The sequence below is a fragment of the Bacillus nitroreducens genome, from assembly GCF_964021195.1.
The window spans coordinates 1735014-1748657 of sequence record NZ_CAXHYI020000003.1 but is presented as its reverse complement, the minus strand read 5'-3'; the positions used below and the strand labels follow the sequence as shown (position 1 = coordinate 1748657).

The window sequence follows — 13644 nt, the reverse complement described above, 5'->3', positions numbered from 1 at the left end:
AATTATTTTCTATATGATAATAACTCAATATTTATCGTTTATCAATAATTAATTATCATTTTAGTTCATTTTTTTATTGAAAAATCAATTTTTAAATGAAGAAAAGTCTACCTATGACACAATGGTAGCCCAAATTAAAAGACGATCTGTGCACAGATCGTCTTTGTTTGGATTCGTTTTATTTAATTTGCCACACTAGCCTTCACTTCGCGAGAAGGTTTTTCTTGCTTCTTCCAGAATAAAGTTAATACAATCCCAATAGCAAGAACGACCGTTGCAAAATAGTAAGGATAGTTAATGTCAACATCGAACAAGATTCCCCCAATAATAGGCCCACTAACGTTTGCTAAACTCGTGAACATGGAGTTCATTCCACCAGCCCATCCTTGTTCATTTCCAGCATTATTTGAAAGATACGTCGTGACCGCTGGTCGGAATAAATCAAACCCTATAAACACAATAAAGGTTACCAATAAGATTGAAAAATACGAATGAACCACCGTCATTAAAAAGACAAGGACAGCAGACAAAATCAAACTATATCGAATCAGTTTAATTTCACCCCAAATGCGAGTTAATCGATCAAATAGAAGAACTTGTGCCACTGCACCAACAATGGCTCCACCTGTAATCACAATTGCAATATCGGATGGTTTAAACTGAAATTTATGATCAACAAATAGTGCAAAGAACGATTCAAACGCAGCTAAACCAAATGAGGCAATAAAAATTAACATAAACGCAATAAAATATTTCGGTACAAAAATACGTTTGAAGCCAATCTGGCCTTCTTCAGGTTGTTCGAGATTTTCTTCGTTACGTTCTGGCTCCGTTAGTAAAATAATCGATAGGATTGCAGCAAGTGTACCTAGGCCACCTGCGAAATAGAACGGGACCCTTGTTCCTATTTCAGCTAAGAAACCACCAATTCCAGGACCAATAATAAATCCAGTGCTTATGGCAGCCGACATATAACCGAGTGCTTTCGGACGTGTATCCAAATTCGTAATATCTGCTATATAAGCTGTAACTGCGGGCATAATGAAGGCAGCACTAATTCCACCAAAAATCCGTGAAATAAATAAGGTTTGAATTTCTTGCCCAATCCCAAATAAAAATTCAGAAAATCCGAAAATAAAAAGACCAATGACAATCATTATTTTTCTACCAAACTTGTCAACAGCCTTTCCTGCCGCTGGCGATGCAATTAATTGAGCAATAGCAAACACCGCTGTTAAATAGCCAACGGTAGTTCCAGTTATACCCAATTCATTCATCAAAGTTGGCAAAACTGGAATGACAAGACCAATCCCCAAAAAAGCAATGAACAAATTCATGAGTAATAACCCTAATGTGACTTTATATGTTCTCATTTTTCATTCTCCTCACTACAAAACAAAAGATCTTTCAATTGTTTACAGATAATATCGTAGTGTATATAGTAACTATATAGTCAAGGATGGTGATGTAAAAAGTGAATGAGAAAAATGTAAAATTTTTAACGACAGGTGAATTTGCAAAACTATGCAAAGTAAACAAACAGACTCTCTTTTATTATGACCAAATTGGCCTGTTATCTCCTGCATATAAAAATGAAAAAGGGTACCGTTTTTATTCCATCAACCAAATGGAATTTTTCCATGTGATAGATTTATTAAAAGAACTTGGAATGTCACTACATGACATCCAACAATACACCCAAAATAAATCGCCACAAAAATTTTTATCTTTGATGTATCAACAAAAAGAAGAAATCGTGAGAAAACGCCAAGAAATAGAAATGAAAGAAAGACAAATTGAAGCAAAAATTGCCTTAATGGAAGAAGCATCACAAATTGACTTTCACCAAATTACGCTTGAACATCTCCCTGAAGCTACACTTTATCTGAGCAGAAATATTGAAAATATAACGGATGAAAAATTTATAGAGGTGATTTCAGAATTCATTGAGGAATTAAATGAATCCCAGCTTGATTCAGGATACCCTATAGGTGGAATTATAAAATCAGAGCAAATTTTAAAAGGTAAATTCTCTAAATACAGTTATTTATATATCGAACAACCAAATCCAGTAGACGGACATCCTTATTTCAAAGCTGTGAAAGGAGACTTTCTAATTGGCTATCATATCGGCGATGACAAAACGATCCATACCACCTATCAACGTCTTTTATCAGAGTTGGAACGATTGCAACTAACTTTAGGAGAATACATATTCGAAGAGTATGTGTATGATACGGTTGTAAAAAATCAAAAGGAAGACTACGTGACGAAAATAATGATACAAGTATCTAAATAAGCTTGGGAATCGTTGGCCCAAGCTTGCTCGCTATATTATATAGTAAATATCATTTCTCCATTTATATAGAACCAAATATTTTCTATTACCGTAATAATGATGATTGCAAGGATAAAAGCCATTACTAAAAATAATACTTTTTGTCGCATCCTCATATTAAATCTCTTATATAGTTGAATGACGAGACCGACAATGACTATTGCAAGTGGAACAGTGATACATATCGCAAGTAAATCAACTCTTGAAAATGGCCTACTTATATATGAATCAGCGAATAGATTCAGAAGCAGGAGTGCTGTAAACAAAAGAATTTGATAGATAAAAAAACGAGTTCTGTTCATATAGATGTAGCTCCGTTCTCTAAGCTGTGAATCCTCAAGAAAAATTAGCACTCTTTCCACAATAATTTTACACAGGTTAGGTCCAATTCCTCTTTCTAAAAAGTAATGATAAGAGTTTTACTTATCAACGATTTTCATTTCATTCATTGGCCAATACACAATATTCGTTTTACCAATTATTTTTTCAATTGGAATCGCTCCAATATGCCGACTGTCCATACTATTTCGTCGGTTATCACCCATTACAAATAAATGTCCCTCTGGAACTACATCACTAGCTACTGGAGTTTCACTTAAGGTGAATGAATTCGTCAGTGGACCATCCACTAACTCTTGTTTTCTTTTGTCTAAATAAGGCTCATCGTATGGTTTACCATTTATATACAAAATGTCACCTTTGTACTCAATTCGATCCCCAGGCAAACCAATGACCCGTTTAATATAATCCTTATCTTCAGTTGCACGGAATACAACAATATCGAATCGTTTTGGTTCCCCAATTTTTGTTACGATCAATCGATTTTGGTCTTGTAAGGTAGGATTCATTGAGGACCCTTCAACAACAGCTGGAGTAAAGAAAAATGCACGAAGCACAATGACTAACAATAGTGCAATAAAGAAGGCTTTTATCCATTCCCAAATCTCACTTTTATCTTCTACCACTTTTTCACCTTCTCACATATTCTTTTATATCAATGAAAACTATCGTTAATTAGTTATATTCCACAGAATTGGCTCAAATTCCTTCTAAACATAAACAGATTAATGTAAGGAATTCTAAGTGTACATCTGTTCAGTATAACTTTTTATGATTAGTAGGTTAATAAATTGTAAATCGTATAACAAAAAAGGGATAAGTTCCTTTGATTTTCTATGACATTCACCTAATTGATTGAACATGAATATCCTAGTAAACATCCATATTGTTTATTAAAAAGGAGTGTCATAAATTGAATCGTTATTACACACATTCCATTCGGCCAGGGGATAATCTTTGGCAGATGGCTAGAGCGTACAAAACAACTATTGATAAGATTTTGACAGCAAATCCAGGACTACATCCATATTATTTACGTGCTGGGGAGCTAATTAGAATACCTAATTCTCAATTAAAAAAGGATCGTTGCATAAGCCAAGCTGAAGTCGATTATCGAAATGATATGCGAAGCCTTTGGGAGGAGCATGTCGCATGGACAAGGATGGCGATTATTAGTTTAACCTTCAATTTACCCGACTTAGAATTTGTCCTTACGCGTCTTCTCCAAAACGCAACAGACATGGGGAACATGATTCGTCGATTATACGGTGATGAGGCCGCAACTGCGTATGGAAATTTAATTAAAGAACACCTCTTAATCGCTGCTGACCTTGTAAAAGCGGCGATAGCAGGTGATCAACAAGCAGCGATGACCGCAGAGAAAAAATGGTATCAAAATGCAGATGACATTGCAAGATTCTTAAGCAGTGGGAATCCATTTTTAACGGAAGATGCTGTGAGAAAAATGTTCTATGAACACTTGGAGTTAACCAAACAAGAAGCCATTTTTATGATTAATAAGGAATATCAAAAAGACATTGAGGTATATGATAAAATCGAAAAACAAGCTCGCGAAATGGCGGATATGATATCCGACGCTATGGTGCTGCTATATCCAGACATGTTTTAACAATTTACACCTACTAAAAAAGAAAAGGCAGCATTCAAAATAGAATACTGCCTACCAACTTTTGTTTCAACCTTCAAAAAATCTTCATCATCGGAGACGTAACCACCGTTGTATCTATATCCAGGAACATCATGGTTGGATATAAATTTTGGGGGATTAAACTTGATTCAATTCCCATAGCTGCCACAATTAATGCAACTTCACCACGGGATTTCCTCTATTCATATTGTTTGAATCTACGTCTTTGAAGATTGTTCATGTTTCGTAGGCGCATTAATATATTATTTCGTTCCAAACCTTTTAGCAGATCGAATACGAGCACGTTCAGCTTCTACCTCTCGATTCCGTGGTTCCGCTTTTGTCTCCAAACTGTTCAATAGATTTCTTGTAACTTCAGCTATTTCACTAATTGCTTGATTAAACGCCTCTTCGTTAATCTTTGAAGGTTTATTAAAGCCTGTGATTTTTTTGACATACTGTAAAGCCGCTGCATGGATTTCTTCGTCGGTAGCTGGCGGATCGAAATTGTATAAGGTTCGAATATTTCTACACATAATGATCTCCTCTTTTTTGTGATTAATATGAAGTATAAAGACTTTTCTTAATGAAGGGATACTTCATGGGCAGCATTCGGGACTACATTCACTCTTTGAAGAACTTTACCACAAAATAAGTTAAGTGTTCCAGACTTCCTCTCTCTATTTTATCTCAATATCTGAACGCGCTAAGACTCCATATTCCCCTAACAAGCCCAAGTATGTCATACACCACATAACAATTATTCTTTGATTAAATAAACGGCTTTATTTTCTCGTTCAACTTGAAACGTCAAATCATCGTCCGCATATAACACTGTTGCAAACTCTGATAGATTTTCCCCCGAGTAAAAAATCCCATAACCAATGGTGGACGGGTATCCATACACGTAACACACCACCTTGTCATCCTTCAAGAACACAAGTTGGTTCATGCCTTCATTCACAGTTTCTAAGATACGGTCCCATTGGTAGCCCACTGTTTCATAGATTTCTTCTCTTGGTGTATATGGGCTAAAGGAATAGACGAGATCCCATTCAAAGGGGGTGACATCTGATAGATTAACGGTTTCAACTGATTCATCGATGGACTTGATGTGTTTCTTAAGCAACTTCTCATTTTTATCCCAAACATCTTCTTTAAATAGTAAAAAGAAAACAGCAATAATACTTAAAATTAGGATGATTATTGTCTTTTTCTGTCTCATCAGACTTCCCCCTACGATACCTGTCTGGACATTCTAAACAAAACTTGTTTTCTATAAAAATTAGTTACCAGGATTTATAGTCTGCAATCGCTTGGTTAACATGACCTTCCACTCATCAGCCAATTCTTCTACAGATAAGATTTTTTGGATTCCCTCTACATCACGTGGCCGCTTAAAATAGACTTCATTCGCTTCAAAAATAGAAACCTCGTTCGAATTTCGCTCTTCTAATGAAATGATAGAATCCTTACGAACGATCCCTTCTTGTAATACACGTCCTAAATAACCTGTAAAACCAGTTTGTACCAGTAACTTTAATAAATATGGATTATTGGTTCTTTTTGTAATCGTGCTACAAGGTATCCGTCCTTGAGTAATTTGAATCACAGCATCACCGATTGAATAGATGTCACCGATACAAACATTTTTCTCTTCCATATCTGTAACCGTTAAATTTTCACCAAAGGTTGGCAGTTCAAATGCCGTAAGAAACTCACTTTCCCATAATGAGTAGTGCTCAAACGGATAAAAACAGACTGCTCGATCAGGACCACCATGGTGCTTTAAATCCGCTACACCGTCGCCACGGAATCCATCCTTCGTTAAGAAGGCTTCCTCTACGGCTTGTTTTCGTATGGCTGACACCACTTCCTCATTCTGTCCGACCTTCATTTTTTTCGGTAAGCCTATTGATAAATTCCTAATTTCGATCATCATGCCTTCTCTCCCTTTCTGATTGCTCCATCAACCTATTCCGTTGACCCCTGTAAAATTCACTCACAAACTGAGGATTTTTTAATACTCCAAGTTGTTCGGCTAGTGTAATTGCAAAGTCAACAAACGCATGACCTTGTGCAGTAATGACATGACCAGATTTCACCACTGAGTCATATCGGAACAATTCCTCTTCAAAGCATCCGAGAAAGTTCCGCTGTTCGTGATGGAGTGTAACAGTATATGGTTTTCCATCGAGTACTCCCGCTCTTGCTAAGACATATGGACCACTGCAAATAGCGGCAGTCAATTTGTTCTGTTCATGCATTGTCTTCGTTACATCAAACAATGAATATGTATCTTTGACATGAATGAGGTCCCCGCCTGGTATGATAATCCCCTCGTACTCTGACGGGTCAACCTGCTGGTACATGAGATGTGGCACAAACTGCAGGCCAGATTCCCCTTTAATTATATTAAGTGATTCTGAGACAGTTACAATCTGATAGCTGTCTCTGAGCATCGCAGTCGCTACAGTGATTTCAAACTCGGAAAAAGTATCGTAAATGCTAAGCAATATTTTCTTCATAAAAAAGCACCCCTTTTGACTAGAACTTCTACAAGATTGAATCATTTCCCTTCTAGCATTCTATTCCAAAGGGGTGTCTTCAGAATTCATTTCAGATATTCATATTCTCAATTCCGAGGATAAACGGCAAAAGAAAAACAATGATTCCTACAATTATAATGATGCTACCAAAAAACTTAGTGGAGAACGAATCATTGTAAGCTACGCCTTGTTTTAAAAATAAGTCGAGTATATTCGGCGCTTTACCTTTAAAAATGAGAAAACCAAAAACGAGAAAGACAAGCCCAATAAGCCATACAAATAATACTTCGATAGGGATTTTTATCATCTCCTAGTAAAGGAGTTTACACTCTATACGATTAGGCATAAATAAAGGTACAAAATTAGTCTATCCCCGCAAGCCCTTTAAACATCTCGACACCAACTTCAATGATTTCATCACGAAAATCATATTCATACGTGTGAATAGATGGATATGTTTCTCCATTCCCAATATAAAAATAAGCACCTTTGACACGTTTTAAATAATGCCCATAATCTTCTGATGCACGGTATGGTGTGGTTAGCTCTCGTAGAGGGAATCCTTTTTGGGTCGCAACTTGACGCACTTTATCATTAGACACTTTATCATTTACTGTTTCTGGAAATTCATCTCGATCGTAAAAATAAACTTCGAGCCCCTGTTCTACTGCAAGTTTTGTGGCTAGGTTTTTAATTTCTTGTTGAAGTTCGTTTAAATCTGTCTCTTTTTCCGCACGAATGGTTAAACGGAGTGCTCCCTTATGGGCAGCGATGCCATAATTCTCTGAGCCAATATCCACTTGAACAATCGTGCACAATACAAGTCCGATGTATCGTTTTGCTGAAGTTACCGAAGGGATGGTCTCTATGATTCTAGCAATAGCAAAAGAAGGATTGACTCCATCTTCGGGTTGACTAGCATGTGCTGGCGATCCGATCATTTCAATGGACATCCCTTTTGAAGCAAAATGAGCTGTCCCATCGATCACATGCACAGCCCCCAATTCAATGCCAGACATGTTATGATAGCCATAAATTTCATCGATTTGTTCTTCCATTATGACTTCAGCGCATTCAATACCACCTTGACCCGTTTCTTCTGCGTGTTGAAAGAGAAAAATGATATTTTTATCCGCACCTAATTTGTCCACTTCTAGAGCAAATCCAGCAAGAGTAGCAGAATGTCCGTCATGGCCACATTTGTGTGATACACCTGGGACCTTCGACTTCCATGGGAGTTCAATTGTTTCAGGAATCGGAAGGGCATCAAAGTCAGCTCGAAATGCGATTGTTTCTCTGCCTTCGCCAGCTACATATTTAGCATAGAAATACTTGCCTTTATCGATGATTTTTAGCTTTGTTGTATGTTCTTTTAGGAAATTCATTAAATGCTGCTTCGTCCAAACCTCCTGATACGACAGCTCAGGATGCATATGTAACTCACGACGCAGCTGAATCGCAAGTTCTAGATTTTTATTATCCATTCTACTCACCCCAATTTCTATTTTACATAATTCTATGCATACAAAGGAAGAATTACTAACCATTCAATTATTCATTAATCATAGAAAATCAAAATAGGATTACCATCATTCTCCGAACTGTTGTATAGTACGGAAAAGAGTGTTAATTTTATGTGGATTTGTCATAAAAATCCTTATTTAGTGGAAGATATTTTAAAAGAGTAAAAACAATTGACATGCCTGTATAGACAGGTTAAACTGAAAACGTAAACAACTTGTATATACAGGATGATACATCCGATGAGTTAGGGGGAAAACCAATGAGTAAGTATACAGATCCAGCAAAGGAATTGCTTGATCACATAGGTGGTAAAGAAAATATAGCTGCCGTTACACATTGTGCAACAAGAATGCGCTTTGTTTTAAATGATCCAAAAAACGCAGATATAGAAAAAATTGAAGGAATTGGGCTTGTAAAAGGAACATTTACACAAGCTGGACAATTCCAGGTTATCGTTGGAAATGAAGTTGCATCTTTCTACAATGAATTCGTAAAGCACGCAGGTGTAGAGGGAACGAGTAAGGAAGAAGCGAAGGTTGCTGCTAAACAAAATATGAACTGGCTGCAACGTTTGATGGGACATTTAGCTGACATTTTTACACCGATTATTCCAGCCTTAGTTGTTGGGGGTCTCATTCTCGGTTTCCGAAATGTAATTGGGGAAATTAAATTACTTGAAGATGGAACAAAAACAATTGTTGAGGTTTCTCAATTTTGGGCAGGAGTCCATGCCTTCCTTTGGTTAATTGGGGAAGCGGTATTCCACTTCCTACCAGTAGCTATCACTTGGGCGGTTACGCGTAAAATGGGAACTTCTCAAATCCTTGGAATTGTCTTAGGGATTACGCTCGTGTCACCGCAATTGCTTAATGCTTATGGGGTCGCAACCTCAGATGAAATACCAGTTTGGGACTTTGGATTCGCGACTATTGAAATGATTGGTTATCAAGCACAAGTTATTCCTGCCATCTTGGCAGCGTTTGTACTTGTTTATTTAGAGCGATTCTTCCGTAAGGTTTCACCAAACTCTATTTCAATGATAATCGTTCCATTTTTTGCATTAGTTCCTACAGTGTTAATTGCACATACCATTCTTGGACCAATTGGTTGGACAATCGGTTCTTGGATTTCTGATGTTGTTTATACAAGCTTAACATCAGCATTTGGTTGGTTATTTGCGGCTATCTTCGGATTTGCCTATGCACCACTTGTTATTACTGGATTACACCATATGACAAATGCAATTGACCTTCAATTAATGAGTGAGTTTAACGGAACAAACCTTTGGCCAATGATTGCTTTATCGAATATTGCTCAAGGTTCTGCAGTTCTTGCAATGATTTATATTAATCGTAAAAATGAGGAAGAAAAACAAGTTTCCATCCCAGCATGTATTTCTTGTTATCTCGGTGTAACAGAACCTGCAATGTTTGGTATTAACTTAAAATACGGCTTCCCATTCTTAGCTGCGATGCTCGGTTCAATGATCGCTGCAATTATCTCTGTGGGTAGTGGCGTAATGGCGAACTCTATTGGGGTTGGTGGAATTCCTGGAATTCTGTCAATTCAAGCTGCTCACTGGTTAATGTTTGCAATTGCAATGCTTGTTGCGATTGTCGTTCCATTTATCTTAACTGTGATTTTTGCAAAAGCAAATGTAGGCAAAATCTCATTTGGTAAAAAATAAGCCAACATTTACTGCTCTGGGCTTTACGCTTTAAACCCACCTTGCAGGAATGGAAAACGTAATAATACACAAGGGAGGGGAAAAATACCCCTCCCTTTTTTCCCATTTTAACGGTAAAATGGGAATAAAAATATTTTTAATGATTGGAGATTCTTCATGAATAACAAGTATCTAACAATCTATAACGAGTTAGTAAATGAAATAAAAAGTAGGAACATTAAGGCTGGTAGTCTTTTACCTTCTGAAAATGAATTAAAAGATACGTATAATACCTCACGAGAAACAATCCGCAAGGCCCTAAATCTACTTTCACAAAATGGCTATATTCAAAAAATGAAGGGCAAAGGCTCAATCGTAATAGATGTGAATAAGTTTGATTTTCCAGTTTCAGGACTTGTTAGCTTTAAAGAGTTAGCTGAAAAAATGGGGGAAAAGCCAAAAACAAAAGTACACGAGTTAACTGTTGGTAAACCCGATAACTACATTAAGCAGCAACTGCAGCTTACCAGCAAGGAACAAGTATGGAAGGTCGTTCGAACAAGGGAAATGGGTGGCGAAAACATCATTCTGGACAGGGACTTCATTTCGAGAAAGTTTGTTCCTGAGTTGACGAAAGAAATTTGTGAGGACTCAATCTATGAGTACGTAGAGAATGAATTAAATCTCTCAATTAGCTTTGCTAAGAAGGAAATCACGGTCGTGGAACCAACAGAAGAGGACCAAGAGCTGCTTGACTTAGATGGTTTCAATAACGTTGTTGTCATCAAAAACTATGTGTATTTGGATAATGCGAGCTTATTTCAATACACAGAGTCCCGCCATCGTCCAGACAAATTCAGATTTGTGGACTTTGCAAGACGTACACATGTGTAGCATGAGAATTGTATGTTTACTGGAGACACCAATCTCTTTGTGGGGACGCAATTTTTTTCGATTAAGATGCTTCTAGTTGGATAAGTGCGCAAATATATCGGGATAGGTGCAAATTTTGTGACGAGTACGCATATTTTTCTGTGAGAGCGCAATTCACCCTACGAGGACGCATTCCTTTCGATGAGTACACAAATTTACCGACGAGCACGCATATTTTGCTATGAGTACGCAAATTTACCGACGAGCACGCATATTTTGCTATGAGTACGCAAATTTACCCACGAACACGCATATTTTGCTATGAGTGCGCAAATTTACCCACGAACACGCATATTTTGCTATGAGTGCGTAAATAGCTCGACGAACACGCATATTTTTCTGTGAGGGCGCAATTATCTCAACGAGTACGCATATTTTTCTGCGAGAGCGCAATTCACCCTACGAGGACGCATTCCTTTCGATGAGTACGCAATTATCTCGGCGAGCACGCATATTTTTCTGTGAGGGTTCAATTATCTCGGCGAGCACGCATATTTTGCTATGAGTACGCAAATTTACCCACGAACACGCATATTTTTCTATGAGTACGCAAATTTACCGACGAGCACACATATTTTTCTGTGAGGGCTCAATTATCTCGGCGAGCACGCATATTTTTCTGTGAGGGCTCAATTATCTCGGCGAGCACGCATATTTTTCTATGAGAGCGCAAATTTACCCACGAACACGCATATTTTGCTATGAGTACGCAATTATCTCGGCGAGTACGCATATTTTGCTATGAGTACGCAAATTTACCCACGAACACGCATATATATAGGGTATGGCGCAAATACTTAGAATACCGCGTAATTAGCCATTGCTAAAACGCAATTCCTTCAATATGAATACAAAATAAAAACAGGATTTCCTCCTATTAAGAGGATAATCCTGTTTATTTTATCATTAGCGAACTGTTTTTAAAGCTCCGCTCCAAGATACAACTTGGTCTAGCATTAGGTTTACGTTGTCTAGGTGTAGATCTTGTGGTTTGAATTCTGAACCATTTTCAAAATCAGTGAATAATGAAAGTGTTGGATGTGTACGAACGTCAGCGATCATTAATTCACCCATGATACCACGTAGGTGTTCAGCTGCACGTGCACCACCAGTTGAACCATAGCTCACGATTCCAGCAGCTTTGTTATTCCAAGCTTCACGAGCAAGGTCTAACGCATTTTTCAATGCACCAGTGATTGAGTGGTTATATTCTTGAACGATGAATACGAATCCATCAAGGCTAGCTAATTTTTCATTCCAAGCAGCGATTCCAGGTGCATCTGCTTCACCTAGGAAAGGTAATTTGAAGTCTGCGATGTCTACGATTTCGTAGTTAGCATCTCCACGCTTATCAGCGATTTCTTTCACCCATGCTCCTACTTGAGGACTTACGCGTCCTTCACGTGTACTACCTAAAATGATACCGATGTTTAATTTTTCGTTTGACATTGTTTGTTCCTCCTTTTTTTGATTACCAAACAGCTTATCTAGTAAACCCATGATGTCTCTCCTTTTATATATTAAAAGTATTTTTTTGCAGAATACCTTTAACCCTTTTATCTTTGAAGTATTTATCTTAACTTCAAGATAAATATTACTCCATTATCAAATGGATGTCAACAGAATTGAATGATTAAATTATTTTGGCCTTCTAGAAAAAGCGAAAAGCGATGCCATTACAGACATCGCTTCAATTTATAAATTTTTATTATTAAATTATAGGTTAACTAGTTGACCTTTTTTAGAATGCAATAATGACCACGCATCAATAAGTGTACGTTTTGATTGTGCAATCACAATGTCTGATGATTCTGTACCAACTGGTTTTACTTCAAATGCAACTACGTTTTTGATTCCTTCACCGATATAACCAATTTCTAAAAGAACTTTCAAGTACTCTGCCAATTCAGGAACATCCACTTCACTTCCTGGATATCCGAAACGTGGATGCTGATCACCATATGCAGGATCAGTCGGATCTTTAATATAGCAATTTCCAATGTGGGCATGATTAATATAATCACGAGCCACCGTTAATGCATCCTTTGACGTTTCGCGTTGCATTGGTAGATGACTTAAATCAAGCATTAAACCAAAAGTAGGATCTACTTTACGAACTTCTTTTGCGACCTCAACTGCTAGTTTATTAGAGCCTATTAAACATTTTTTATCTGTTTCATCATCGAATGTTTCAAGTGAAAGGACTAGATCACCTTTAGATTTTGCGTACTCACATAATTCTTTGATCGAATCCGTTAATAGCTGTAATGCAAGATCTTGATTATTATCTGGTTTAGCCCCACTTAAAAACCCAAGTTTCGAAGCATTTACTTCGTAAGCTTGATCAATGGCACCTTTTACTAAGTCGATTGCCTTTCTACGCTCTGCTTCATCAAATGAATTTAAATTCCCTTTGTTTCTTAACAGAATAGGTTGTGCCCCGAATCCTACAGTCATTCGACCAGATTCTAGAATTTGTTTAGCCTCTTTACGATCCTCAAGATTATTAATAGATGTAATCTCTATTCCAGAGAAAAAATCATCTTGTACAATCTTTTTAATGGTTTCAACAGTTGGTCCGTCTCCAGCCATTGTTTCAGGATACGCCATGAAATGAACAATTCCGACTTTCATTGAATCGTGCAGG

At 37.3% G+C, this 13644-nt stretch carries 14 protein-coding genes; 4 read left to right on the top strand and 10 right to left on the bottom strand.

Features of this window, described 5'->3' with window-relative positions:
* Positions 1-182 precede the first annotated feature (182 nt).
* The gene (gene norA, locus ACWPVE_RS12100; RefSeq protein WP_453993653.1) at positions 183-1373 is read right to left on the bottom strand and encodes a multidrug efflux MFS transporter NorA; all 1191 of its coding nucleotides are present in this window, start codon (positions 1371-1373) and stop codon (positions 183-185) included.
* 101 nt (positions 1374-1474) lie between these two features.
* On the opposite strand from norA, the gene ACWPVE_RS12095 reads away from it, so the two are divergent.
* Positions 1475-2299 carry a MerR family transcriptional regulator gene (locus ACWPVE_RS12095; RefSeq protein WP_453993651.1) on the top strand — a complete coding sequence of 275 codons (825 nt, stop codon included), beginning with the start codon at positions 1475-1477 and terminating at the stop codon, positions 2297-2299.
* 35 nt (positions 2300-2334) lie between these two features.
* On the opposite strand, the gene ACWPVE_RS12090 is transcribed toward ACWPVE_RS12095, so the two are convergent.
* Together ACWPVE_RS12090 and lepB are read right to left on the bottom strand one after the other, a co-directional pair.
* The gene (locus tag ACWPVE_RS12090) at positions 2335-2640 is read right to left on the bottom strand and encodes a hypothetical protein (protein WP_453993649.1); all 306 of its coding nucleotides are present in this window, start codon (positions 2638-2640) and stop codon (positions 2335-2337) included.
* Positions 2641-2757: 117 nt separating this feature from the next.
* Positions 2758-3303, bottom strand: a complete 546-nt coding sequence (lepB, locus tag ACWPVE_RS12085; protein WP_453993647.1) for a signal peptidase I — start codon at positions 3301-3303, stop codon at positions 2758-2760.
* 338 nt (positions 3304-3641) lie between these two features.
* Between lepB and ACWPVE_RS12080 the strand changes: the two genes are divergently transcribed.
* Entirely contained in the window at positions 3642-4307 is a 666-nt protein-coding gene (locus ACWPVE_RS12080; protein WP_453997494.1) for a hypothetical protein, read from the top strand.
* A gap of 281 nt (positions 4308-4588) precedes the next feature.
* On the opposite strand, the gene ACWPVE_RS12075 is transcribed toward ACWPVE_RS12080, so the two are convergent.
* The 5 genes from ACWPVE_RS12075 to ACWPVE_RS12055 form a co-directional block, all read right to left on the bottom strand.
* Positions 4589-4861 (bottom strand): DUF2277 domain-containing protein, encoded by a 273-nt coding sequence (locus ACWPVE_RS12075; RefSeq protein ID WP_453993645.1) that lies wholly within the window; start codon positions 4859-4861, stop codon positions 4589-4591.
* 224 nt (positions 4862-5085) lie between these two features.
* Positions 5086-5550, bottom strand: a complete 465-nt coding sequence (locus ACWPVE_RS12070; RefSeq protein ID WP_453993644.1) for a hypothetical protein — start codon at positions 5548-5550, stop codon at positions 5086-5088.
* Between the two features lie 60 nt (positions 5551-5610).
* Positions 5611-6267, bottom strand: a complete 657-nt coding sequence (locus ACWPVE_RS12065) for an MOSC domain-containing protein (protein ID WP_453993642.1) — start codon at positions 6265-6267, stop codon at positions 5611-5613.
* Positions 6251-6853, bottom strand: a complete 603-nt coding sequence (locus ACWPVE_RS12060; RefSeq protein ID WP_453993640.1) for a DJ-1/PfpI family protein — start codon at positions 6851-6853, stop codon at positions 6251-6253. The genes ACWPVE_RS12065 and ACWPVE_RS12060 overlap by 17 nt, the downstream gene beginning before the upstream one ends.
* Positions 6854-7236: 383 nt before the next feature.
* Positions 7237-8358 carry a M20 metallopeptidase family protein gene (locus tag ACWPVE_RS12055; RefSeq protein ID WP_453993638.1) on the bottom strand — a complete coding sequence of 374 codons (1122 nt, stop codon included), beginning with the start codon at positions 8356-8358 and terminating at the stop codon, positions 7237-7239.
* A gap of 299 nt (positions 8359-8657) precedes the next feature.
* On the opposite strand from ACWPVE_RS12055, the gene treP reads away from it, so the two are divergent.
* Entirely contained in the window at positions 8658-10085 is a 1428-nt protein-coding gene (treP, locus tag ACWPVE_RS12050) for a PTS system trehalose-specific EIIBC component (RefSeq protein ID WP_453993636.1), read from the top strand.
* 156 nt (positions 10086-10241) lie between these two features.
* Positions 10242-10958 (top strand): trehalose operon repressor, encoded by a 717-nt coding sequence (gene treR, locus ACWPVE_RS12045; protein WP_453993634.1) that lies wholly within the window; start codon positions 10242-10244, stop codon positions 10956-10958.
* 945 nt (positions 10959-11903) lie between these two features.
* Here the strand turns inward: treR and ACWPVE_RS12040 are convergent.
* Together ACWPVE_RS12040 and ACWPVE_RS12035 are read right to left on the bottom strand one after the other, a co-directional pair.
* On the bottom strand, positions 11904-12497 hold the full coding sequence (locus ACWPVE_RS12040; RefSeq protein WP_453993632.1) for an NADPH-dependent FMN reductase: 594 nt from the start codon (positions 12495-12497) through the stop codon (positions 11904-11906).
* A 216-nt stretch (positions 12498-12713) separates the two neighbouring features.
* The gene (locus tag ACWPVE_RS12035) at positions 12714-13607 is read right to left on the bottom strand and encodes a sugar phosphate isomerase/epimerase family protein (RefSeq protein WP_453993630.1); all 894 of its coding nucleotides are present in this window, start codon (positions 13605-13607) and stop codon (positions 12714-12716) included.
* Between the last annotated feature and the right edge of the window lie 37 nt (positions 13608-13644).